Annotated in this window: 21 protein-coding genes; 9 read left to right on the top strand and 12 right to left on the bottom strand. The window is 57.2% G+C overall.

Annotation, left to right across the window (positions count from 1 at the left end; translation table 11 throughout):
- Nucleotides 1-574: acylneuraminate cytidylyltransferase family protein (locus R0J92_RS19000; protein ID WP_411052758.1), on the bottom strand; the 574-nt coding region annotated here is incomplete at its 3' end.
- 155 nt (nucleotides 575-729) lie between these two features.
- Between R0J92_RS19000 and R0J92_RS18995 the strand changes: the two genes are divergently transcribed.
- The 4 genes from R0J92_RS18995 (at nucleotide 730) to R0J92_RS18980 (ending at nucleotide 4,473) form a co-directional block, all read left to right on the top strand.
- Nucleotides 730-969: a hypothetical protein gene (locus R0J92_RS18995; RefSeq protein WP_411052757.1), complete on the top strand. Its 240-nt coding sequence runs from the start codon at nucleotides 730-732 to the stop codon at nucleotides 967-969.
- Nucleotides 966-2,126 (top strand): DUF6716 putative glycosyltransferase, encoded by a 1,161-nt coding sequence (locus R0J92_RS18990; RefSeq protein WP_411052756.1) that lies wholly within the window; start codon nucleotides 966-968, stop codon nucleotides 2,124-2,126. The genes R0J92_RS18995 and R0J92_RS18990 overlap by 4 nt, the downstream gene beginning before the upstream one ends.
- A 115-nt stretch (nucleotides 2,127-2,241) precedes the next feature.
- Complete coding sequence (locus tag R0J92_RS18985; RefSeq protein ID WP_411052755.1) at nucleotides 2,242-3,513, top strand: DUF6716 putative glycosyltransferase; 1,272 nt, start codon at nucleotides 2,242-2,244, stop codon at nucleotides 3,511-3,513.
- A 21-nt stretch (nucleotides 3,514-3,534) separates the two neighbouring features.
- Nucleotides 3,535-4,473, top strand: a complete 939-nt coding sequence (locus tag R0J92_RS18980) for a hypothetical protein (RefSeq protein ID WP_411052754.1) — start codon at nucleotides 3,535-3,537, stop codon at nucleotides 4,471-4,473.
- A gap of 19 nt (nucleotides 4,474-4,492) precedes the next feature.
- Here the strand turns inward: R0J92_RS18980 and R0J92_RS18975 are convergent, their stop codons facing one another.
- From R0J92_RS18975 to R0J92_RS18950, 6 genes are all read right to left on the bottom strand, one after another.
- On the bottom strand, nucleotides 4,493-5,539 hold the full coding sequence (locus tag R0J92_RS18975; RefSeq protein WP_411052753.1) for a hypothetical protein: 1,047 nt from the start codon (nucleotides 5,537-5,539) through the stop codon (nucleotides 4,493-4,495).
- A 34-nt stretch (nucleotides 5,540-5,573) separates the two neighbouring features.
- Entirely contained in the window at nucleotides 5,574-6,326 is a 753-nt protein-coding gene (locus R0J92_RS18970; protein ID WP_411052752.1) for a sulfotransferase family protein, read from the bottom strand.
- A 31-nt stretch (nucleotides 6,327-6,357) separates the two neighbouring features.
- Nucleotides 6,358-7,377 (bottom strand): glycosyltransferase, encoded by a 1,020-nt coding sequence (locus R0J92_RS18965; RefSeq protein ID WP_411052751.1) that lies wholly within the window; start codon nucleotides 7,375-7,377, stop codon nucleotides 6,358-6,360.
- Nucleotides 7,374-9,161 (bottom strand): hypothetical protein, encoded by a 1,788-nt coding sequence (locus R0J92_RS18960; protein WP_411052750.1) that lies wholly within the window; start codon nucleotides 9,159-9,161, stop codon nucleotides 7,374-7,376. Before R0J92_RS18960 ends, R0J92_RS18965 begins: the two co-directional genes overlap by 4 nt.
- A 181-nt stretch (nucleotides 9,162-9,342) precedes the next feature.
- Nucleotides 9,343-10,095, bottom strand: coding sequence for a glycosyltransferase (locus R0J92_RS18955; RefSeq protein ID WP_411052749.1), 753 nt, complete (start codon nucleotides 10,093-10,095; stop codon nucleotides 9,343-9,345).
- Between the two features lie 141 nt (nucleotides 10,096-10,236).
- Nucleotides 10,237-11,001, bottom strand: coding sequence for a glycosyltransferase family 2 protein (locus R0J92_RS18950; RefSeq protein ID WP_411052747.1), 765 nt, complete (start codon nucleotides 10,999-11,001; stop codon nucleotides 10,237-10,239).
- 129 nt (nucleotides 11,002-11,130) lie between these two features.
- On the opposite strand from R0J92_RS18950, the gene R0J92_RS18945 reads away from it, so the two are divergent.
- Complete coding sequence (locus R0J92_RS18945; RefSeq protein WP_411052746.1) at nucleotides 11,131-12,060, top strand: N-acetylneuraminate synthase family protein; 930 nt, start codon at nucleotides 11,131-11,133, stop codon at nucleotides 12,058-12,060.
- A 223-nt stretch (nucleotides 12,061-12,283) separates the two neighbouring features.
- Here the strand turns inward: R0J92_RS18945 and R0J92_RS18940 are convergent, their stop codons facing one another.
- A complete protein-coding gene (locus tag R0J92_RS18940) occupies nucleotides 12,284-13,099 on the bottom strand; it encodes an ABC transporter permease (RefSeq protein WP_411052745.1) in 816 nt (271 codons plus the stop codon).
- 74 nt (nucleotides 13,100-13,173) lie between these two features.
- Here R0J92_RS18940 and R0J92_RS18935 point away from each other — a divergent pair, with 74 nt between their 5' ends.
- The 3 genes from R0J92_RS18935 to R0J92_RS18925 all read left to right on the top strand — a co-directional run bounded on the left by R0J92_RS18935 (nucleotide 13,174) and on the right by R0J92_RS18925 (nucleotide 18,240).
- The gene (locus R0J92_RS18935; RefSeq protein WP_411052744.1) at nucleotides 13,174-14,784 is read left to right on the top strand and encodes a sugar transporter; all 1,611 of its coding nucleotides are present in this window, start codon (nucleotides 13,174-13,176) and stop codon (nucleotides 14,782-14,784) included.
- Nucleotides 14,785-14,796: 12 nt separating this feature from the next.
- Entirely contained in the window at nucleotides 14,797-15,459 is a 663-nt protein-coding gene (locus R0J92_RS18930) for an ABC transporter ATP-binding protein (protein ID WP_411052743.1), read from the top strand.
- 336 nt (nucleotides 15,460-15,795) lie between these two features.
- Nucleotides 15,796-18,240 carry a calcium-binding protein gene (locus tag R0J92_RS18925; protein WP_411052742.1) on the top strand — a complete coding sequence of 815 codons (2,445 nt, stop codon included), beginning with the start codon at nucleotides 15,796-15,798 and terminating at the stop codon, nucleotides 18,238-18,240.
- An 18-nt stretch (nucleotides 18,241-18,258) separates the two neighbouring features.
- Here R0J92_RS18925 and R0J92_RS18920 read toward each other — a convergent pair whose 3' ends face one another.
- Both R0J92_RS18920 and R0J92_RS18915 read right to left on the bottom strand, forming a co-directional pair.
- Nucleotides 18,259-18,873: a sugar transferase gene (locus R0J92_RS18920; protein ID WP_317387037.1), complete on the bottom strand. Its 615-nt coding sequence runs from the start codon at nucleotides 18,871-18,873 to the stop codon at nucleotides 18,259-18,261.
- Entirely contained in the window at nucleotides 18,870-19,742 is an 873-nt protein-coding gene (locus tag R0J92_RS18915) for an NAD-dependent epimerase/dehydratase family protein (protein WP_411052741.1), read from the bottom strand. The genes R0J92_RS18920 and R0J92_RS18915 overlap by 4 nt, the downstream gene beginning before the upstream one ends.
- Before the next feature lie 113 nt (nucleotides 19,743-19,855).
- Between R0J92_RS18915 and R0J92_RS18910 the strand changes: the two genes are divergently transcribed.
- The gene (locus R0J92_RS18910; RefSeq protein ID WP_411052740.1) at nucleotides 19,856-20,968 is read left to right on the top strand and encodes a polysaccharide biosynthesis/export family protein; all 1,113 of its coding nucleotides are present in this window, start codon (nucleotides 19,856-19,858) and stop codon (nucleotides 20,966-20,968) included.
- Here R0J92_RS18910 and R0J92_RS18905 read toward each other — a convergent pair.
- Together R0J92_RS18905 and R0J92_RS18900 are read right to left on the bottom strand one after the other, a co-directional pair.
- Entirely contained in the window at nucleotides 20,965-22,005 is a 1,041-nt protein-coding gene (locus tag R0J92_RS18905) for a DUF2793 domain-containing protein (protein ID WP_411052739.1), read from the bottom strand. The two genes, R0J92_RS18910 and R0J92_RS18905, sit on opposite strands and share 4 nt — an antisense overlap.
- A 210-nt stretch (nucleotides 22,006-22,215) precedes the next feature.
- Entirely contained in the window at nucleotides 22,216-22,497 is a 282-nt protein-coding gene (locus R0J92_RS18900; protein ID WP_411052738.1) for a hypothetical protein, read from the bottom strand.
- Nucleotides 22,498-22,632: the final 135 nt, after the last annotated feature.

Here is a 22,632-nt window from a genome sequence, read left to right as displayed (position 1 = left end):
CAAGCTGGACACAGTAGATCGCGCCGCTCTCGCAATATTGTGGCGGCAGATCCTGACGGCGCTGGCGCTGCTCGCGTTCATTGTGGTTGATCCCCACGCCCCCGCCTGCATCATCAAGCCCCCAGAGAAAGGAGTGGTCCTCGGTGACCGAAAGCGCACAGTCGGTGCCCCGCACCGCCATCTCTGCGAGGCAGCCGTCAATATCACTGCCGGTGATGAAGGGCGAGGTGCATTGCAGGAACACCAGCTTGTCGAGCGCGGGTAGATCTTCGCGCACCAGCGGCACCGCATGCAGCCAACCGGCCTCAGAGCTGGCGGCGTCCCCCGACAACGCCGCCGGGCGGTCAATAATACGCGCGCCATGCAACGCGGCCTCGGCGGCAATCTCGGCATCATCGGTAGAGACATAGACCACAGCCACTTGTTCCGCAGTACGCCCCGCACGGACAGCACGCCCGATCAGAGACACCCCGCCCACGGCACGCAGGTTCTTGCCCGGAACGCCTTTAGAGCCACCGCGCGCCAAAATAATACAGGCCGTATCGGCCAGAGTGCCGGGGACGGGTTTAGACATGGCGGGTTTCCATCACTATCAAGGTCACATGTCCTCGCCCATGGTAGAAGCGAACCTGTTCGCACAACGGGCAAGGTCCATGGTCCCATCGTTTACAAACCCCACCTCCTTGTGTAAATCCCACAAGGAATTCCAGACAGGCAGACGTGTCCCACATGATTGCAAAACTTAAACAATCGGCATTCGGGAAAATTCTGTACCGCTTGTCTCGCAGCATATTTGGCAGACCATTGAGACGGCTTTCCACTTGGCTTCAAAGCGAGAGCACACAAATGGTTCACATGTCCGCAAAGAACCGTCAACACAACCGCGAACAAGTGGAGATTCTTGAGCGTTTCGAGACAGAAATTCGTGAAGCCATGGCGAGAAACGCTAAAGTAAAGGCCACCAAATGACATCACATTCGTCGCTTGAGCGGACCGAAGCTTCGGCGCTCCCGGCTTCGGTCGTGCCCTTTGAAGACCGCCCGGTGCTGCTATTATTCAGCGACGATTCTACCCTGATCTTTGCCCGGCGAATGCGGGATTGCCTGCGCGCGGCGGCCCCCTCCCTGAAGGTTGAAATGGGGTGGTTGGTAGGTGAAAATGCATTGTCCTATCGGCAAATGTCCCTGCTCTTGCCTGAGGGGCCGGATCACGCACTTCAGGGCAAGAATGTTTTTCAGCAGTTAATGCTTGCGCGCAGCCACAAGGCAATTGTCACGAGCCGGGTATATGGGCCGCTTGGGGCTCAGTTGCGGCGCACGATCATGCATGTAGACAACGAACGACCCTGTGTAATCGCTTTCTTGGGAGGACTCGATTTCACCCCAAAGGATGGCTATTTCCGGCGTCGGCACTGCGATGGGGTCTTTGTCTTTCCGCAAAGCGAAGTGGCGACTTTCGAAAAACAGGCTCAGAGCTGGCCCACCCGTATGTGGCAAGAAGTTGGCTTTGGTCACCCTTCGGTGACAGAGGTCCAATCACTCAGCTCCCAGGAACTGGCTGATCGTAAGGATATCTATTTCTTCACTCAGGCTCTGTCACCTTCCACCCGTCGCGCGCGGTTGCATATGCTGCGTAGCATGGCCGCCATCGCACGGGCCAATCCCGACCGTACTGTCTGGATCAAGTTGCGCCACCTGCCGGAAGAAAACCAGCAACACCTGCATCTGGAAAAATACAGCTACCCGGATCTTCTAGCTGAATTGCCAAGCCGGCCCCAGAATCTGAAGGTGACCGCATGCACCATGGACCAAGCACTGAAAACGGCTGCCATAGGCATCACCTGCACCTCAACGGCGGCCATAGATGTGGTGCGTGCAGGCGTGCCCTGCATGGTACACTTGGACTACGTCGATAATTACCTGGACCCGCTGGAGCAGCCGATGCGTATGTTGTTCCGGGACAGCGGGCTGATCACTTCACTCGACGACATGCTGCACCTGCGCGCCCATAAAGCCGCTGATAAGTGGATACAGAACATGTTCTGCAAGGACGATCTTGGCGCTCAGGTTCTGGGCATCATCGACCGTTTTCAACACCGCCCCTTTCAGGTGCGCAAGGATTCATAGCTCTCTTTTCACAGGTATTTGCGACAACAACGCCGATGCCTTCGGTGCGTTTTCTTTCATTCCCCGGGTTCTTCCCCTAGAACAACGCACAAGCACTCACCAAGGATAGGCTCCAATGCATCGCGCTCTTTTCATTGCTTCGTTTGACTCGCAGTTGAAGTGGTGCCGAACCGTCCGGCAAGAATTCGAGCAACGCGGTTTTATCTGCCGAACCATTGTGCCGGGGGTCCGCTCGGCCCTGTCCGAAGCCCAAATCCAAGCCGCGGGGTTCGACCAGGTTGAACGGCGCAGCTGGGACGACACCGTCTCTCTCGCTCTATCCCATGATGTGGTGATCTCAAGCCTCTCCGGGCCGATGACACGCAAGTTGAATTTTGAGCTTTCAGTCAGCACTCAACCGGGGCCTCGCCCCTTGCTCGTCGCGGGCTGGGTCGGGATCATTATCGAAAAGCTGACCGCAGGCTATCTGGACCGGCACGGCTGCGATGTGGTTGCCGTCAACTCCAAAGAAGATTTCGCTCGCTTTTCCAACGTCGCACATACGCTGGACATCCCCACCGACAACTTGATCCTGACCGGATTGCCGTTCCTGCCAAACACCATCGCCGCGCAGAAAACCGGCCCCATCCAGCGGGTTCTGTTTGCCGACCAGCCCACGGTTCCGGAAAATCGCGAGGAGCGCCTGTTCGTCTATAACTCAATGATCCGCTATGCCCTGCGTCACCCCGATCGCGAAGTAATCCTGAAACCTCGCCACCGGCCGGACGAGGATACCTTCCACAAGATGAAGTTTGCGCCCGAGGCCTTGCTGAAAGACAGGGAGGTTCCGTCCAATTTCCGCATCGACTACACTCCGATCAGCGAAATGGTGCACAACATTGACCTGATGGTGACCATGAGTTCCACCGCAAGCCTTGAAGCTTTGGCTGTCGGAACACGCGTCGCTTATCCGCTCGACCTCGGCGTCCACGAAAAATACGGCAACCATGTCTTTGAAAAAACCGGACTTCTGCGGAGCTTCGAGCAAATCATGGCCGATGACATCGGCACGCCCGCCGAAAGTTTCATCGACAGCTACTTCTTCTCCAAACCCGCTGCCTCCTTCGAGATGATCGTCAGCCGCTGCGAAGAGCTTCTGGATCGTGGAGAATGGCCTCATGATCGGGCCTGGAATACGGATTTTTTCAAGTCCATGCGGACAGCGCATTTCGAAATTCAAGAGTTGCGCCAAGAATATCGTCATCTGCGAGCTCGGGGACAAGAGCAGAATACCAGCATGCTGCAGCGTTGTCTCAGACGGTTCGGCGCGCTGCTGAAGGCCATTTTACCGCACCGCGTCTCTCTTCAGCTATGGCGGATCGCCAAGCAATACCGCCTACTTCCCTGATCCCCGGAAAAAGGTGCCATAATGACCCTCTATCTGCATCTTGGCGCGCATAAGACTGCGACAACCCTGCTTCAGAATGTGCTGAAGCACAATGAAGCGGCACTGGAAGAACGAGGGTTAGCGCGCATAAAGATTCAGCCGCGTCACCTGTTCTGGCACTTATATCGAGACGGTGATCGCGACGCCTTCAAGAAACGTCGCCGCACTCTGGCGCGCAAATTGCAGCAATATTACAAGAGCTGGCCAAATGCAGTTCTGAGTTCTGAGACTATGTTCGGTACATCAGATCTACATCGGGTGAATTGTCTTTATCCCCGGGCGGACACCGCTCTACGGGTGCTGGCGCAACTAACCTCTGGCATGAATCGCAAGGTGATCTTTTATGTGCGTCGCCAAGATAATTTCATTGAATCGAGCTTTATCAATCGCTTACAAACTCTGGCTACCTCCCTGCATCTCGATCATGCACAGTTACTGTCCGACACGACATGGTGCAGCTTCGAGCATTATCTGAGCAGCTTCACACCATCTCAATTGTCTTGGCTGCATCTGATCAAACGTATGGAAGCGCATTTTGGCGCTGAAAACCTAATCATCCGCCCTTTTGAGAGCATTCACCGTGGAAACGCTGCATATGCGGAGTCCTTTTTGGCACCAATGTGTGCGACACATGACCTGGAACTGGCGCCTCAGGTTTATGAAAACCGCAGTTTCTCTGCCAAAGCACTTGAAGAATTTATTCGCCTTGCCCCTAAGCAAGGGTTTGCAAACTTGCGCAGCCTGCGCCTGCATTTGCAGGATAAATATCCAAACACTTCATATCCACGCCCGATGCTGCTTTCTCCAGAGCAGAGGCAAGAGATCTTACAGACCCTGGCAACAGAGAACAGCATATTGTTTGAACAGTACTTCAGTGACGTAGATCGCACAGATATCAGCTACCAGCCCGTAGGCTCTTAGGGTCGGGATCGACAATCAATCATACGTTCTGGAGGCGTTCCAACATCTTGCGCCCCGGTGGGTGTGATCGACGAATGGAGAACACACGATCCAAATATGCACGCGCTGCTGCCCCATCCCCTACTCCCTCGCAGCACTGCGCCGCGAGATAAGCGAAATCGATGGCACCGGGATGCAGATCAGACAAGGCACACGCGTCCTGACGCAACTCTTGCGGATCAATCCCACCGCGAAACCCGCTCAGCAATCGATAGTACTGCATCGCATGCCAGTCGGGATAAGCCGCGCAATCTCCGGCCAAATCATGATAAGCTCCCAAAAAATCTTTATTGAGCATGAGATCCACATAGCGTGACAAAACCTCCTGACGCTCCCGGTCCAAAGGCCCCCCCTCCTGATAAGGGATGGAAATCTGGGGCACCGTAGTCTTGGATAGGATCATCTGGAAGTAACGCATCAACGTGCACTCTTCTTCCAAGCGCACCGGCAACATATGATCCTGACCTTCGTACTGAAGCACACGAATATTAAGTGGCATATCCTGCCCATCGTAAAGCCGTGAAATATTATAGGTATCGATCAAATCGAAGCTGCCGAACACGATCGTGAAACTGGTTCCCTTCGCTTGCCGCACGAGTTCAGTGATATCCGGCGTCTGGACCTTAACTCCTGATCGAGGTCCACGGGAAAACCTGCTGTCCACAAGGATTTGCGGCGCTATCGCAAGCACTCTTTGCGCCTTAACACGCGCCCCGAAATAGAGAGCCGCATAGCCCCCCATAGAAGAACCGATCATCCAGATTTCACGATATCCCTTAGCCACCTCCTGAATGCGGGCTTCGATGTCATCTAGACATTCATGTTTGCGCAGGCCGTTTTGATACCAAGCGTTTCCTTCAGGGTCGCGAATGTGCAAACGGTCAGGGCGCATACCTTCCGTGCTCTTGAAGAATGTGAAGCTCGAAGCATTGGCTGCCGAAAACACAACCAGCAGTCGCCGCTTCGGCGCCTCATCCCCTTCGTGCAACTCGAAGACGTTTTCGATATGCAAATCCTGCGACGTCATCCAAATAGCTCTGACTGGCAGAGGATCTCATTCATCAGAGTGTTTTTCGCCACGCTTCAACCTTTCTGCCCAATCGCCCTTCAACTGCTGACAACGTTGGAACCAACAGGTCGCCCAGCTGTTTCATGGTGTCTTCATGCACAGGGAACTTACGCTTGATGACCGGTTTGCCTTCGTTGCTATGAGGCAACTTGAGTTCCGTGCCGGCCTCCAGCCCCAACCAGCTCACTAGCTTACCGACTTCAGCTGCCGGATTGGCCAAGAGTTCCTCAAAGATGAGAATATATTGGCGATCTTCCGGAAAGTATTCAGTGAAGGCCGCCAAGTGCCGCTCGTACTGCGACCTGTACAGATAAGCTGCCGGGCTGTTCTTTGCCGCAAGTTCTTCTGCCTGCGACAAGGACTCCTCAATGCTCATCGCATCCTGGTTACGTTTCTTGGCGTGATGAAAATTGGACACCGCCCGTTTGACCGGGTCACGGAAAATCCAGATGATACGCGCCTCTGGGTTGTAAGAATACATTCGCGCTGGCGTGTCGGGGTCTAAGCTATATGACGGACTTTTATCTCCGTGCAGAACGCCAGGGCCACAGTTGAAATCGAAGTGTTCATGATACCACTCGCCCCCCTTCTCAAACAGATTCAGTTTGTCGAAGTAATGGATTTCCCCTCGGTAGAGATCCACATTCGGATGCTGGCGCAGCATATCACGCAGGCTTGAAGTCCCGGACTTCATCGCCCCTACGATAAAAAAATCGACAATAGGTTTGGTCTGGTCAGATATCATACGCAAAATCCTTGTCATTCATATCGTAGGCTTAAAGCCCCATATTTGTCGCCACAAGACGCTCAAAAGAGCGCGAAGAAGTAGGCCGCTTTTTCTGCGCTCGGCGCACGCTTTCAGTATAACGGTTCTGCCACGCACGCCGCTGCATTTCCAACAGTTGGAACAGCGATGCCCGACCGTGATCCTCAGCCGCCCTATGCCACAAGACATCCAAGGCCTCGTAGCGTTCTTCTCGATGACGCACTTTAGGGTTCCAGGGTTTCTCACCAACATAATGCAAAATGCGCACGTCTTCGTCATCCAGCAATGCTTCGATGTCGTCTGTCGTGGGCTCACTGCACCCGCGCGCTTCCAAGTCGAGGTAAAGCGCCCGTTTGGTGTAGTTGAAGCGCGACGGCAGATAACCTAGCGAAACATTGTGCATCAAGATGTTCAAGATCGCCTGATCCGCTTTGCCTGTACCGGGTCGCGGTATCCGGTCGCCTAGGAATTCACGAACACGATGGAACTCGAAACCACGTAGCAGGCTGGAATTCAGCACCATCACCCCTGTGTTTACGAAGTTCATCGGCGCATTGGTTTCCGAATGCGTCGCCCGGCAGGCTGCCAGCGGTGCCGGACTATAAAGCAGCGGATCGAGCGAGCCGCGAATAATCACATCACTGTCAATGGCGATTACTCTCTTGAAGAACTTCCATCGTAGCACCTCCAACAACGCAAAAGCCGGGAACAGTCGCTCCGGCGTACCAATCACGTCGTGCGCATATTCGTAAATCGGCGCCATCGCGATATCATTGGTGGTCGCGAAATGTACGTTATCACAATGCTCGCGTATCACTGCCTTGGTCAGTTCCGACACAGGCTTTATGCTGCTGTGCACAGCGATGATCGGAAACGTCCAATCCGGATTGTGATGGCGCAGACTGCGCTCCATCACAATGAAACCGGCCGCGAAATCATCACTGACGACAGAGCATAGGACCGTATCCTCTTTCGCTGCCAACGCCTCCAGTTCGAGATTAGGCACCAAGGAAGCCGCCATACGCATCATGATTTTTGCGCCACGATATCATCGTAGCACGCGCGCGGGAAAACCTCTAGACGGCCACCATCGGTACAATTGATAATCTGTATACCGTCTTGCAGGAAGCGGTTTCGTGCAATCTCATATGTCTGGAAAATCGGGCCATTATCTGCCCAAACTCGCATCAAACCTTCATGCGAGGTGGTCTTGGTGGTGTGTTTGGAAAAATCATAAAAATATGATTTCGGCGCATCCGGGGTGGTCAACCCATAGTCGCAATCACAGCCTACGAGATAGATCTCTTTGATTCCCATATAATGGGCCAGCGGCAGACAGAAAGTGATAATGCCAGTGTAGCCATCATCCATTGGCTGTGTCAGATCAAGGTTGATGTCACCTTTCTCGTCAATCTGGTATTTCGGCCGATCAAACAGAAGAAAGTCACATTGCTCTTGTGGGAACACCCCGTCACCGATCAAAAAATCCCGAAATGGATAAGAGAAAAACTTATGAGAGTTCCCGGCCCGCGCTAGCATTTGTTGTAGCCAGTCCTGATTGGCCTTGGGCTCGGGTGTACCCCAGCCGCCAAACATCTCATGCGAAGACACACAGAAATAGCTCGGATCGATTTTTTCATACTGGGGGTGGTTTACGAACCAATTGGTGACAAAAGTTACCTCGTCTTTCAGCAGGGTCAGGTCCTGATTGTTGATCGAGGGACCGTTTCCGATGATAAAGGCGCGCTTACCTGCGTGGATATTGCGAAATTTCGTCAAACTTCGGTAGGCTCCAGAGGCAAGATAAGCCTCCCGCTTTTCGCGCCGAGCGCGCTCTTGGCTCGGAGTGTTGATGTCAACACGAGCCACCGAAGGAGCAGCACGCTTACTGTCATTCAGATCCGCCAATACCTGACGATCAGCAGAGGGCTCGACCAAGCCGTCTGATTGCAGCAGATGACAGCGACGCAAAGCAAAGGACTCTTTTCCAGATCCTTTACGCTTACTGGATTTACGCTCCACAGCGGCCATCGCGATCAACTCAATTTCCACTGGCCCCTCGCCAACATCAAGGCCCGCGGCAAAAAAGATACGCACCCAGCCGTTGTCCATTTTTTTGACAACAACATCCTGGCGCCCTTCGGTATGGCTGGTCCGAAAATGCAAATGACGCATATCATGCAGGTCAACATTGACCTCGCAGTAGTTCTTCCAGTTGTCGCTTTGGCGTACCCGGATGCGCAGCACCTTGCTCTGCATCGGCTTCACGTCCAGCTCAACACCCCGGTAAGCGGTGGCTGAAATTTCGGCGACCGGGAAAATCATGCTATGCACGCCGGTCTCGGTGTTTTCACTCAAAACCAACAAGGGCGCTTCACCGCCGCTCGCCTGATCGTCATGCACCAATGTGCCGCGCAGTGCCCGCAAGGATTTATCATGTGCCAAGTCCAGAGGAAATTCGGTAATATTCTCGACCAAGCGCCCCGAAATAATCCGGGAAAGGGTATCGGTATAACCGGCAGAACGCGAAAAAGCGTTGAGTATATCTTCAGAACGACTGCCCAGGTCTGCACCTCTGTCCTTCAGTGTCCGATCCGCCAGCAAACGATAGATGGAATCGAACTGCCGCCCCTGCTGTTCCGCTAACCGAAGGACGATATTCGTCAGTGAATCGAGATCTGCACCCAAAGCGTCCTGACGATTCAGATACCAGCCCTGCAATTCCTGTTTGCGCTGCTCCAATTCCGAAGAGAGGGTAGTGTTTTCCTCCAGTAACTCTCCAATTGTACGTTCGTAGCGGGCAATATCTTTCATGAGTGAGGAAAGGTTGTCTTCCAAATTCATCATCGTCTCCAAGGTCGGTTGCCATCATATGGACAGCTACTTTATGCGGCTGGTCTGCTGCCCCAGAAAGCGTCAGAGCACGCGCGGCTTCTTATGCTCGAACTAGCACCCAATACGAAGTAGCGAAAGGCGTTCTCTAACCAATACACCATCACCCCCAGAAAAAAGCGAACAGCTGCTCAAAGTTCGCGAAACGGCGGCGGTGGCGCATCCCGTATGCGAACCGCACTGGCAGAGCCCAGCTTCCAAACACACGGTTGATCACTGCCTGGCGGGCACGCAGCAAGCGCGGATCCGACCACTTTTCTCCAGTACTGACATCAGGGTGAGAACCAGTCACCACAGGCAATGCCACACCTCTGCCGCCTGCATGCAGGATATCAGAGACAAAGACATAATCTTCACCAACCCCGTAGTACGCGCCCAGACCAAAATTGAGGTCGAATTGCACCCCCAGCCGCGCCACGACCGACGCGCGCACCATAAACTCTGGGGCGCAGATACGGCCGCTGTTGAAACGGGTCAAATGCTGCTTTCGCGCCGCCTGTGGCAGCCGTTCCCGTCGCCAACCTGCCGCCAGCGCCAAATTCGGATCAGAGACAAAGTGATCGCGTAGCGTGAGGATGCCCTCAGGTTCAAGCGTCACATCGTCATCTGAAAAGAGCACCAAGTCTGTGTGTGCATATGCCAACCCCGCATTGCGACTGCGCGACAGCCCTCGATCCGGCAATTCCACAAAACGGACATCAGCACGCCTCTCAGCCCGAAATGTACCTCTTGGCGCCAGAGATTCTTCCGGGGCTTGGAGCAAAATCAAATATTCAATCCCAGCGACAGGCTCTGGCAATTGGATGCGCGAAACCCCCATTCCCAGAGTTGAAATCGCAACCGTTACGGTATCCACAACATGCCCTGTCATCCCGGCCGCATCTGTCCTTCGCAAAAGGGGACTGGAACTATTGTGAAGAATATTCTCTTCCCCAAAAGCGCCCGTATCTTCTGCTTGCTTCTAGCCCACGGGCAGTTGAATGCCAAGCAGCTCCACCTACCCGCGCAGAAAGCGGCTCAACAGGTGGTTCCCCATATACCACGCAGAGCACCAGACAGGCAGACCGAGGTGAGCCCGGTACATGTGCCAGGTCGCTCGCATCGCACGCCCGCGTCCAGCTGTCAGGGACTGTGAAGTGACCTGATACACCGCTAGCGGCTCATCAATCCCACGCGCCTCCTCGCAACGCTCCAAAAGCAGCAGCCAAAAGGCGAAATCCTGCCGCATCCGCAGCAGCGGCATCTGCAAGGCACCGAAATACTCCCGGTCATAGATCGCCGTTAGACATCCGATCACATTGCCCCGCAACAAGCCCGCCCGGGTCACCCGCTCCGGCACCCGAACCTGATGACGCTCAGAGCCGCGCGCCCGCCAGAATCCACTATAGGCAAACACCGTGCCGGTTTCCTGCATAAACGTGATCTGCCGCTGTAACTTGTTCTCAAGCCAGCGATCATCGGCATCAAGAAAGGCGATATAGCGCCCCCGTGCCGCAGCGAGCCCAGCATTGCGCGCTGCGGCCGCCCCCGTGTTGCCCGGTTGTCGCAACAGACGAATCCTTTCGTCCTGCCGGATCAGGCGCGCGCAAACTTCCGCCGAACCATCTTTCGACCCGTCCTCGATGAGCAGCAGTTCCCAGGCCTGGAAACACTGCGCACGCACCGAGGCAACCGCTTGTTCCAAAGTCACTTCCGCATTGTAGACGGGCATGATGACCGAGACGACGGGAGACGTAGAATGTTGTATGTTAGCGCCTGTCATCACGTTTCTTTATGGTTTGCCCGGGATGGCCTGTGCGGTTACAAGGCTGTTATGAAGCTCTCATATAGAGCCCCCCACCGCCCTGCAACGAGGGCCTGCAACATTCTCCAACACATTGGACGACAGAACATGAGTGAAGATAAGACCCCCGTTAAAGTGATTGCCGAGATCGGGTGCAACCACACAGGCGACCTGGAGATTGCCAAGGAACTGATCCGCGTCGCAGCCCATGTCTGCAAAGCAGATATTGCGAAATTCCAGAAGCGTCACAATCGCGAATTGCTGACCCCTGAGCAGTACAACACGCCACACCCGGTGCCGGCCAATGCATACGGCGATACCTATGGCGCGCACCGCGAATTCCTCGAGATGGATACAGACCAGCACAAGGAACTGATCCAGTGCTGTGAAGAAAACGGCATCGCCTATTCCACCAGCGTCTGGGACTTGACCTCGGCCAAGGAAATGGCTGCCCTGAACCCACCGCTGCTGAAAATCCCCTCGGCGACAAACCAGCACTATGATCTGCAGGGCTACCTCTGCGAGAACTACGCAGGCGAGATCCATGTCTCCACCGGCATGTCCACCGGCCAGGAAATCGTCGATCTGGTGAATTTCTACGCCGAGCGGGGCCGCGCCAAGGATCTCGTGGTCTATTCCTGCACCTCCGGCTATCCGGTCGCCTTTGAAGACATCTGCCTGTTCGAGATCCGCAACCTGATGGAAAAATTCGGCGCCACCGTCAAAGGTATCGGCTTCTCCGGGCACCACTTGGGCATTTCAGCCGATGTGGCGGCACTGGCCGTGGGTCGCGCGATGGAAGCGGACGGCAAGGGCCACTTCACGCACATCGAACGTCACTTCACCCTTGATCGCACCTGGAAAGGCACCGACCACGCCGCCAGCCTCGAGCCCGACGGGCTGCGTCGCCTGTGCCGCGACCTGAAGAATGTCGACATGGCGCTGGCCTATAAAGGCCAGGACATCCTGCCGGTCGAACAGGTCCAACGCGACAAACTGAAATGGGTCAAGGAAGACCACTCCCCCGCAGCGGAATAACTCCTGAGAACCAGACATGATCCAGTCCCCTCTCCTTTGGAGGGGGGACTGCTCACGACACAAATCGTCAAGACGCTCGGAGAACAGAGAGGCCCGGAAGGCCGACTGCTCAGGCGCAGTACCCCCGCAGCCATATGGTGAACGCAAACGTATTCGGCGACGGATAGGCCTTATCGATTTCATCCCGGCCGAGCAGACGCCAAGGCAAAATCATGCCAACCGATCACTTGTAAAGAATATCTTTGGCATAACGGCGCAGCAACAACACGCCAAAGAACATCGGCACCGCCCCGACAATGCAAACATACGTCATGGAAATATAGCTGGGGTCATAGCTGGCATAAAACCCCGTACGCATCACCCCCCCCAGATGGATCAGCGGGTTGAACCAGAGGATATTCTGGGCAAACAGCGGCAAGTCTTCGTAAATATAGAAAATCCCCGACACCAGCATGAGCGGCCGCGTCGCGATGCTCCAGACTGTCTTGTAGACCGGAAACGAAAAGCTCATGTAGGCGTTGAAAGTTCCCACGCCCATCGACAACAGCACCACCCCTCCAAACGCCTGTAGTATCGGCACAAAATCCATAATGACGCGGATGTCCTCAATCGTGAAGATGATCCAGAACACAATCCCCGACACCATGAGTTGGGTTAGGATGGCAAGGATGCCCCGCGCTAGAAGCGCATCGACATAAGTCACACCCGGATATGCCAGTAGTGACTGGTTACCCCCGATCGCCCAGCTCACCGCCGCATGGACTTCTTGAAACATGCGCAAGACCAGAAAACCGGTGGCATAGAACAACAGGAAGCTGGTTCCCAGTGACGGTGAGCGTAAAAGAACCGAGAACGCTAAAGTCAGCATAGCAATCATCGCCAGAGGTTGCAGGACCGCCCAGAGATAGCCACCGGGGCTGCGCCCGTAGCTGGTCGACATTTCTCGCAGGATCAACGCAATCACAGACCGCGCGCCGCGCCAACGCAACTGTGGCCGTTGTGCAGGGCGGAGAGGTTTGAGAGCGGGCAACTGTGTCATCCTGTCTGGTACTTTGGCTCGTCGTATGAAATCAGATAGAATAAATAATCAGAGAAACTGTTTGGACCATAGACTTGGTAGACAATCAATCCAATCCCGATCCCCGGAACGTACAAACCGGCGCGCCCCTCTCCGAGAGCACCGCTCGCACCGGCACCAAAAAGACTGGGTCCACAGAAACAGAACACGCGGCTCAAGACACCACCAACTCCATGCTAGAGACGCAGGCAACTCCTCGCGCAGATCGCACGACGACAACAGTCAAAACAGACGCCGCTCCTCGTCCAGCCAAAGGCAGGGGGAAAGGTAAGGCCCTCAAAGATAAACCCGCTACCACCACCAATCAAACGGCTGCGGCAACGGGAAAAGCTGCCCCAAAGGCAAAACCAGCGCCCACCAAAGGCAAGGCGGGCGGCGCGAAAAGCAGTCCGGCAGCCGCGCTCGAACCCGCCGAAGGTGTCTCTGGCAAGCCGAAACTCAACGCTGCCAAAGGCAAACCGGCCGCGCCCAAGAAACAGCCCAAAGCCGCCACCGCCACTGCTCCGGTTGAGCCCATCTATGCCCCGGCCCGCCCTGCACAAGTCAAAACGCGGCATCTCATGCTGATGGTCTCTTTTCTCGTTCTGGTGTGCGCCCCCTTGCTATTAGCCGGGGGCTATCTCTGGACGCGAGCCGTGGATCAATACACGTCGAGCATTGGCTTTACAGTACGGCGTGAAGAAGCCCCATCTGCAGTCGATATTCTGGGAGGGTTGAGCAAACTGTCGAGCACCTCTTCTTCGGACAGCGATATCCTCTATGAATATATTCAGTCTCAGGAACTGGTGGAGAAGGTCGATGCGCGCCTTGATCTGAGAGCGCTCTACACCCGCCATTACGACACAGATCCCCTATTTGCACTGCCCCCGGACAGCTCGATCGAGGAATTGGTGGAATACTGGCAAAAGATGGTTCTGATCTCCTATGCCCCGGGCACCGGGCTGATTGAAATAAAGGTCAAGGCCTTCACCCCAGAAGAAGCCCATGAAATTGCCAAGGTGATCTTCGCAGAGAGCTCAGTGATGATTAACGAGCTCTCTGCTATCGCGCGCGAAGACGCCATGCGCTATGCTCGCGAGGAGCTGGATACTGCTGTGGAGCAACTGAAAGCCGCGCGCCAAGCACTGACTACGTTTCGATCTCGGACCCAGATCGTAGATCCAAGCGCAGATATCCAGTTGCGGATGGGCCTTCTCAACACTCTCCAGCAGCAACTTGGCACCGAATTGATCGACTACGACCTGCTGCTGACCAGCGTGCAAGAAAATGACCCGCGCCTGCAAAAGTCGCAGCAACGCATAAATGCCATCCGCGCCCGCATTCAGGAGGAACGTGATAAATTCGGCGGCGGCAATTCCGCTGCGGGTGGCGAAGATTACGCGACATTGGTTGCGGAATTCGAACGTCTCAATGTGGATCGGGAGTTTGCCGAGCAGAAATACACCGGCGCACTACAGAATTACGACATGGCCCAAGCCGAAGCCCAGCGTCAAAGCCGCTATCTTGCCGCCTACCTGCATCCAACCCGCGCCCAAAGCCCGGAATATCCACGCCGCACTCTTCTACTGGGGTTGGCGGGGCTGTTTCTGATAATAGCATGGTCAACTTTGATGCTGATCCTTTATTCATTGCGAGATCGGCGCTGAGGTTTACCTGCCATGATCGTGCTTGAGAACATCAGTAAGAGCTTTGCCACGCCAAACGGGCGCAAGTATGTTGCCCGCAACATCGATCTGACCATCCCCAAAGGCAAGGCGGTGGCTCTGCTCGGGCGCAACGGGGCCGGAAAATCCACCATGCTGCGAATGATTTCCGGCAATATGAACCCCGATTCAGGGCGCATCATTTCCGATGGGACTGTGTCTTTCCCCGTGGGGTTCGCAGGCTCGTTTCACCGCGACCTGACCGGAGCGCAGAACGCACGTTTCGTAGCCCGGATCTATGGGGTGGATACGGATGAGTTGCTGAACTTTGTGTGCGATTTTGCCTCTCTTGGCGGCCATTTGCACATGCCAGTGCGAAGCTATTCTTCCGGGATGCGCTCACGTCTCGCCTTTGGTATCTCCATGGCAATACACTTCGACACCTATCTGGTGGATGAAGTCACATCGGTTGGCGATATTGCCTTTCGCCGCAAAAGCGCAGCCATCTTCAAAAACAGAATGCAGACCTCCTCTGCCATTGTCGTGACTCACTCCCTGGTCGAGGTGCGCAATCTCTGCAATGCAGGCGCGGTCATAGAACAAGGTGAATTGAAATATTTCGATGATGTAGAGGAGGCAATCGCCATGCACTCCGCCAATATGAAGCGTAACGGCTAGCGCCACGCCCTCATATCGCTCTAAAGCGCTGGTCGAGCTATTGCTCGACTAGCGCGTCGCCGACACCAGCTATCTGAAACACGCTCTTCGCGACATCGAACCCGACCACGATACACTTCGATGTGGCCGTCCTCTTTTGTGGATCATCGCAAGTCCAGCTTGGCGCATCTATGCCCTCAGTGAGGCAGCGGTTACATCATCAGATGCCAGTCACCACCGCAAAATATGGAAACAATCCGCATTATTGTCCTCGCTTTGACCACATATCGAACACAGCCCGACCGAAGCCGCCCCGCACTCTGACCCGGAGTTCAACGCAAGGTCCGGGTGGGGCAAATGACAACATTCACAACGGCGCAATATGTCCAGTTCTCAAACAGTCTACACGCTGCAAGCGCCCCACGGCTGACGCTGAGTGGCGGTGATAGCTTGCAGGTGGAACTCCATATGGGCGCCGGCACGCAAATCCACCACTTCCGCCTGTCAGACGGGGATCTGAGCTATCGCCAAAGCGCCACAGAGAGTACCGCAACCACGGACCTCTCTCTGGGGGAGCGTGCGATCACGGTCGAAAACGATGCGCTGGTAGCCCTGTTTGAAAACGCAGGCACGCTGTCCCGCAGCGATGCGTTTTACGACGATCACAGCGGCTTTGCCGGCGACCGTTTCAGCCTGCTTGCCACCACCGGAACCGGACGCGACATTGTGGTCGCCGCGGGGGCCGGCCACCCCGGTCTTGAGACATATCTGCGCGGCGGCGACGGCAGCCTCAGCCCGCTGTCAGCGCGCGGCGATACTGCCAGTACCTATATTGCACAGGTGGATATGATGGCCGCGGCCATTGTGGGCGGGCAGCAGTTGGTCTTTGCCGCCTCAGGCCATGAGTCCGGCGTCAGCGCCTATCGTCTCGACAGCAACGGCGGGCTTAGTCACACGGACAGCCTCGGCGCGCGCGAGGGCATTGGCGTCAACGCCCCAACCGCGCTTTTGAGCACCGAAGTCGGCGGCCAGCCCGTTCTGGTGCTGGCGGCTGCGGGCAGCAACTCGATCTCCGTGATCGGGATCGGCTCTGACGGCCACCTCTCGCTGCGCGATCATCTGACCGACAGTCTTTCAACCCGATTTGGCGCTGTCACCGTCATGGAATCCATCATCCATGACGGGCGCACCTATCTGGTTGCAGGGGGCGGCGATGATGGGCTGACATTATTCACGCTGCTGGAGGATGGTCGCCTCCTGATACTTGACGCGTTGGCCGACAGCACCGCTCTGGGGCTCGACAATGTCAACGGCCTAGCCCTGCAAATGCAGGGCAACACGCTGCATGTCTTTGCCAGCTCTGAAACCGAAGCCGGGCTCACCCATGCCACCGCCACATTGTCACATGACGCGGTGCAAACCGGCGGCAGCGGGAATGACACGCTTGTGGCCGCAGACAGTGGCAGCGTCTTGCTGGATGGTGCAGGCGATGACTGGCTGGGCGGCGGCGCAGGCGCGGATGTCTTTGTGCTAACCGCTGATGGTAGCCCGGATGAAATTCACGATTTCGACCCTCATATGGACAGAATTGACCTGCAGACATGGGAGGGGCTGACCTCCGTGGCACAGTTGGAGATCACGTCCATCGCCAGTGGCGCAGTGTTGCGCTACGGATCAGAAGAGCTGCATCTTCACACCACACAAGACCACTCGCTGACCCTGAACGATTTCCTGCGCCGCGACCTTTTGGGGCTGTTTCGCCCCCAGCCAGAAGTGGAGGCGCCGGTGATCCTGACCGGCGATGGTCAACTGGTGGGCGGGTCGGGTGAAGACCGACTGAGCGGGCGCGCAGGTGATGACAGCCTCTATGGTCAGGCCGGCGACGACTACCTCTTGGGTGCGGATGGCGACGATGCACTCTGGGGGGCTGAGGGACACGACACGCTCCTGGGTGGCGACGGCAGCGATGTTCTCTATGGAGAGGACGGCCATGACAGCATCGACGGGGGCAATGGTCACGAACAGATCTATGGCGGCGCGGGCGACGACAGCTTGTCCGGCGGCACCGGTGCCGACAGCCTCTATGGCGGCGCGGGCAATGACACCATGTTTGGCAACACCGCGCTCGACACCATCTATGGCGAAGGTGGCGATGATTACATTTCCTCCGGCGATGGTATCGATTACGTCGACGGCGGTGCTGGTAATGACACCATCTTTGGCCGCTCCGGCTGGGACAGCTTGTTTGGTGGCGATGGCAACGACAGCATCATTGGCAGTGCTGGCGACGATTTGCTGAACGGTGGCGAGGGCAATGACTGGATTTCAGCGGGTTCCGCCTGGGATGTGGCCTTTGGCAACAACGGAAATGACACGCTTTATGGCAACTTCGGCTCCGATGTCTTGTCCGGCGGCGCTGGTGAAGACATGCTTTATGGCGGCACCGGAGATGACACCCTGCGCGGCGGCACTGGCAACGATACGCTTTTAGGAAATCAGGGGGTCGATGAGCTCAAAGGCGGCGCGGGCAACGATCTGCTGCGCGGCGGTACTCTGCGCGACACGTTCATCTTTGAGACCGGACACGACCGGGATGAGATCGAGGATTTCGAAGTCTACCGTGATCGGTTGCATCTCTCCTCGGAACTGGTTGACGGGCTGACCGAAGGGCAGGAGATTCTGGATACGTTTGCCAGCATCTCCGGTGGCGTGGTGGTGTTTGATTTTGGCGCGGGCGACCAGATCACCTTCTCCAACCTCTCAAGCCTGACCGGGCTGGAAGACAATATTTTCACCTACTGAGATCAGGTTGGAGCGCCCTCAGCGTCCGCGCCGGAACAGGTTGCCAATGGTCTGAAACACCAGATCAAAATCGTAACACATATTCTGGTGCCGTTGATAAATCAGATCCAGCCGCGCCTTTGCGGGCACGCAGATGCGGGAGTAGGTCGCGTGGGTCTCCTCCCGCGTGGCGCAGCGCTCCAACAGCATCGCCTCATGTCTGTGGTAGGCAATCGACGCCAGCCCGGTCACGCCAGGGCGCGATTTCAGCACCTCTGCGTAGATCTCGGGGTGGGCTTCGACATATTGTCGAAGCGGCGGGCGCGGGCCCACAAAGGACAGATCCCCCTTGAGGATGTTCCAGAGCTGCGGGAACTCATCCAGCCGCTTTGAGCGCAGCCAGGCGCCGGTCTTGGTGACACGGGCAGCCTTATCGCCGCCCGACACACCGCTATCCTCATCGGCAAGGGTCATGGTGCGCAATTTCCAGAGTCTAAATGGGCGATTTATGCCCTTCATCCGCTCTGCCACATAGAACACCGGGCGGCCTTCTTTCCACAGCAACCACAAAAGTAGTCCCAAAAGGATCGGGCCAAGGATCACGATCAAAAGCGTCGCGAAGAAGAGATCAAACAGGCGCTTGTCCCATGTCATGGGCGGGAATCTTCCTTCATATATGGCTCTAACAAGGACATTTCAGCCACCATCTGCACCGGATCCGCCACATGCAGCTGCATCTTGGGGGCCAAGAACCCGCTCAGGCGTCCAAGGTCAAGCGCCACCTCTGCAATCGCCGCATCCGGCGCCGGCACTGTGGCAAAATCCCGCCCTGCTGCCTGCAACAACGCGCCCATCTCGATCGGGCCGGGCTGGGCGATATTAAGCACGCCGGGCAGTTTGGGCGCGGCCATCAGGGCCGCTATCACATCGGCCAGCGTTAGCACCCCGATGTAGCTGCGCCGGGGTGTGCGCCCATCTTTGAATTGATCCAAGCGAAACCCGGGTTTCCAGCCGCCGAGGATCACATCGAATCCGGCTATGTTGCCAATCCGGAGCACCGAGACCTCCACCCCCAGCTCTGCCGCCAATGCGCGGGCCTGCGCCTCCATATCGGCCTTGGCTGCACCATAGGGGGTGGCCGGAGACAGAGAGGTATCTTCGCTCAAAGCCCCCTGCCCCGCACCGTACACCGCCGCTGATGAGATCAGCACCACCCGCACGCCAGCCTCGGCCCCCGCCCGCACCGCAGCCTCTGCAAGATGAATATTGAGCGCAAGATCCCCCCCGCGTCCTGGCACAGCTCCGGCGAGACACAGAATTTGCCCTGCCGCACGCGCCGCCTCTCCCAGTGTCTCCGGCTGCGCAAGCGGATCAAACACATGCCAATGCGCGCCGGACTGCGCGCGCCGCGCCTGCCAAAGGGCCGCCTCCGGCCCCCAGCGATACCGCAGCGCGCGCCCGATCCGGCCGGTGGCACCAAGCACAAGCGGGGTCAGCAGGAATGTCACAGACGCGCGGGTCATTGCTCTTGGGTCCTGTTTGCAAGGGGGCAATCATTGACGATACGCCCCCCACCAGTATGGTGCCTGCAACATATTCACAAACACGCCCCGAGCGCCATCGGGACAAGGACTGTATGCTGAAACTCTCGCTTCTGGTCGCGGCCGTCTCCGTCGCTTTTCTCCCTGCCGCCTGCTCCCGCCTGCCCGGCGGAGCCCCTGCCAGCGAGGAGATCCTGAAATCAGCCGCCGATGTGGATGCGGATTTTGCGCTCTATTCGGTCAACCGGGCCTTCCTGCCCACCGTTGCCCATTGGCCGCCAACTGGCAAGCAAGAGACCCTTGGCTGGATCCGGGCCAGTCAGGGCCCAAAGACCCAGATCATCCGCGCTGGCGACCGGCTTTCGATGCAAATCTGGGATAACAACGACAACTCACTGCTGACCTCGATAGCGCAGAAAATGGTGTCGCTGCAGGATGTACGCGTGTCAGCCAATGGTACTATTTTTCTGCCCTATGTAGGTGATGTGAACGTCAATGGGATGACGCCGGAACTGGCCCGCGAAACCCTGCAAAGAGAGCTTGAGACCATCGTGCCCTCAGCCCAGTTGCAATTGAACGTTACCGAGGGGCGCAACAATTCGGTTGATCTGGTGTCTGGCGTCGCCCGTCCTGGCACCTTCCCGATGCCGGATCGCAACTACTCCGTCATGGGGCTGATCGCAGCCGGCGGCGGCATTTCCTCCGGGCTGAACAATCCGCAAATTCGACTGACGCGCGGCGGGCGGCTCTATGGGACATCGGTAGACAGCCTGCTGAACCATCCGCAAAAGGACACGCTGCTGCGCGGCGGCGACCGTGTCTTTGTCGAAGAAGACGAACGCTATTTCCTGTCGTTTGGGGCCACCGGCACCGAGGACCTGCATATCTTCACCAAGGACGACGTCTCGGCGATGGATGCGCTGTCGATCTCCGGCGGGTTTCAGGACAGCAAGGCCGACCCCAAAGGCCTGCTGATCCTGCGGGAATACCCGGCCTCTGCCGTGGCACCGGGGGTGCGGGGACCACGGCAGACCCGGGTGGTCTTCACCCTGGACCTGACCACGGCGGACGGGCTGTTCTCAGCGCGGAACTTCCAGATCAACCCCGGCGATCTGGTCATGGCCACCGAAAGCCCGATCAATGATGCGCTGACGATCTCCAACCTGATCGGCAATATCTTCGGTGTCTTCAGCCGCGCGGGTCTCTAACCCCAACGCCCCACCGCCAGACAGGCGAGACCATCGCCCGTCTGCGCCACGCCTGCGCCATCATAGCTGAGCGGCGTGACGCTGCTGGCGCTGAGCGCAGTGGCGGCGACCATGCGCGGTGCGCTCTCGGTCGAGGTCAGGCTCACCACCGGCGGGGCATCAAACGGCTGTGGAAAGCTCCAGCTGCTGCCGCCCGTGCGCGCCGCCCAGCAGATCTGGGTGCCATCCGCCAGCCGCAGCCAGTCGCCATCCCCAGTGCTGCCTTGCTCCAGCACCGCCCCCGTGGGCACGCCACCGGACAGGGCCACCATCCCCAAAAGATTGCCCGGCCCGTAGCCCCAATCTGCCCGCATCAGCCGCCCGGTGGTGGTATCGCTGGCAGAGGCTTGCACCGCTGCACCGCTCAAATGGCCGCTGGCCGGATCGGCGCGCAGGGCTTCGGTCCAAGTGCTGCCGTCAGGGCTCACTTTTAGCGAAAAGGATGTATCGCCCGCCAGCCCCATCTCTGCATGGCCACTCCAGCCGGACTGGAACAACAGGCTTGCAGTGTCGCTGGCGTTGGCCTTGTTGATCTTCAACTGATGGCTTGCGCCAGCATGGGTCAACAGCGTGGCAGGGCCAGACACCGCAAGCGGATTCTGCGCATCCGGGCTAGTGCCCACACCGAGCCGGTCGCGCACCTCTGCGTCCACGCCGCTCCAACTGCCTCCCTGACGCACCACCAGCTCAGCACGATCACGGACCCAGGCCCGCCAGCCTTCTGCGGCATCAAAGAACAGCCAGGCCCCATCGCTCCAGGCGGCCAACCGTCCCCCCTGCCCGGCCCATGCCGTGTTGGGGCTGGCGCCGATGGCATAGATCTCGCCCGCGCCGGGATCTGCAGGCGGCGTATCGCGCTCCAGCTCTTCGAGCACCAGTTGCACCACGAGATCGAGGCGGTGCAACGCGTCATTATGGGTCACATGTTTCTGCGCCTGCGCTGGCATCAGATAGGGCAGATCAAGACGGTCGGAACGCTGGGGAGACGTCGGAGGCATAGCGGCTGGGCCCTTCGGTTACTGGCAATCTGCCGCCATCCTGCCCGATGCGGCTGAAAACAGCGCCAAGAGGGCGCGCGCCTCGTTAACCGGAGCGTTGTCCGAGCTCTGCCGAACGCAAAACGGGCCCCAGCAAAGCAGGAGCCCGTTTAAAACTATCCTCACACCGGATGCGGCCGCATCGTCACGCGACCAAAATCCGGGCCGGAATTAGTTGGTGGTGGTTGTGGTGGTATCTTCGTCGTCGTTCACGACCACGCCAACCACAACTGCTGCGGCAACAGCGGCTGCTGCAATGCCTGCGGCACCCAGACCGCCGACGCCCAGACCGAGGCCTGCACCGGCACCTGCGCCAGCACCTGCGCCCGCTGCTGCACCAGCACCGGCGCCACCGGCACCGCCGCCACCTGCGGCTGCTGCACCCTGCTGCTGTGCCATTGCGCCGCTTGCGGCCATTACTGCGATTGCAGAAACTGCGAGAAACTTCTTCATAATGTAAAACTCCTGTGGAGACTTAGGATCCTTGGAAGCACTCTATGAGAGGGCCCCGTGTATTTCAACGTCCCCCATATCAGCTAGATCCTTACATTTCAGTTTTTATTTCGCCGTTGCCGAAAAAACGCGCGC

The sequence above is a fragment of the Tritonibacter sp. SIMBA_163 genome (assembly GCF_046535935.1).
Classification (GTDB): domain Bacteria; phylum Pseudomonadota; class Alphaproteobacteria; order Rhodobacterales; family Rhodobacteraceae; genus Epibacterium; species Epibacterium scottomollicae.
Note: the sequence above shows the minus strand (reverse complement) of the source record. Positions and strands in the feature narration are given on the sequence as shown.

What these genes read in the sequence shown, in the direction of transcription:
- R0J92_RS18995 (WP_411052757.1), top strand. Translation starts at nt 730, where the DNA reads ATGATTGCAAAACTTAAACAATCGGCATTCGGGAAAATTCTGTACCGC.
- R0J92_RS18990 (WP_411052756.1), top strand. Translation starts at nt 966, where the DNA reads ATGACATCACATTCGTCGCTTGAGCGGACCGAAGCTTCGGCGCTCCCG.
- R0J92_RS18985 (WP_411052755.1), top strand. Translation starts at nt 2,242, where the DNA reads ATGCATCGCGCTCTTTTCATTGCTTCGTTTGACTCGCAGTTGAAGTGG.
- R0J92_RS18980 (WP_411052754.1), top strand. Translation starts at nt 3,535, where the DNA reads ATGACCCTCTATCTGCATCTTGGCGCGCATAAGACTGCGACAACCCTG.
- R0J92_RS18975 (WP_411052753.1), bottom strand. Translation starts at nt 5,539, where the DNA reads ATGACGTCGCAGGATTTGCATATCGAAAACGTCTTCGAGTTGCACGAA.
- R0J92_RS18970 (WP_411052752.1), bottom strand. Translation starts at nt 6,326, where the DNA reads ATGATATCTGACCAGACCAAACCTATTGTCGATTTTTTTATCGTAGGG.
- R0J92_RS18965 (WP_411052751.1), bottom strand. Translation starts at nt 7,377, where the DNA reads ATGATGCGTATGGCGGCTTCCTTGGTGCCTAATCTCGAACTGGAGGCG.
- R0J92_RS18960 (WP_411052750.1), bottom strand. Translation starts at nt 9,161, where the DNA reads ATGAAAGATATTGCCCGCTACGAACGTACAATTGGAGAGTTACTGGAG.
- R0J92_RS18950 (WP_411052747.1), bottom strand. Translation starts at nt 11,001, where the DNA reads ATGACAGGCGCTAACATACAACATTCTACGTCTCCCGTCGTCTCGGTC.
- R0J92_RS18945 (WP_411052746.1), top strand. Translation starts at nt 11,131, where the DNA reads ATGAGTGAAGATAAGACCCCCGTTAAAGTGATTGCCGAGATCGGGTGC.
- R0J92_RS18940 (WP_411052745.1), bottom strand. Translation starts at nt 13,099, where the DNA reads ATGACACAGTTGCCCGCTCTCAAACCTCTCCGCCCTGCACAACGGCCA.
- R0J92_RS18930 (WP_411052743.1), top strand. Translation starts at nt 14,797, where the DNA reads ATGATCGTGCTTGAGAACATCAGTAAGAGCTTTGCCACGCCAAACGGG.
- R0J92_RS18925 (WP_411052742.1), top strand. Translation starts at nt 15,796, where the DNA reads ATGACAACATTCACAACGGCGCAATATGTCCAGTTCTCAAACAGTCTA.
- R0J92_RS18920 (WP_317387037.1), bottom strand. Translation starts at nt 18,873, where the DNA reads ATGACATGGGACAAGCGCCTGTTTGATCTCTTCTTCGCGACGCTTTTG.
- R0J92_RS18915 (WP_411052741.1), bottom strand. Translation starts at nt 19,742, where the DNA reads ATGACCCGCGCGTCTGTGACATTCCTGCTGACCCCGCTTGTGCTTGGT.
- R0J92_RS18910 (WP_411052740.1), top strand. Translation starts at nt 19,856, where the DNA reads ATGCTGAAACTCTCGCTTCTGGTCGCGGCCGTCTCCGTCGCTTTTCTC.
- R0J92_RS18905 (WP_411052739.1), bottom strand. Translation starts at nt 22,005, where the DNA reads ATGCCTCCGACGTCTCCCCAGCGTTCCGACCGTCTTGATCTGCCCTAT.
- R0J92_RS18900 (WP_411052738.1), bottom strand. Translation starts at nt 22,497, where the DNA reads ATGAAGAAGTTTCTCGCAGTTTCTGCAATCGCAGTAATGGCCGCAAGC.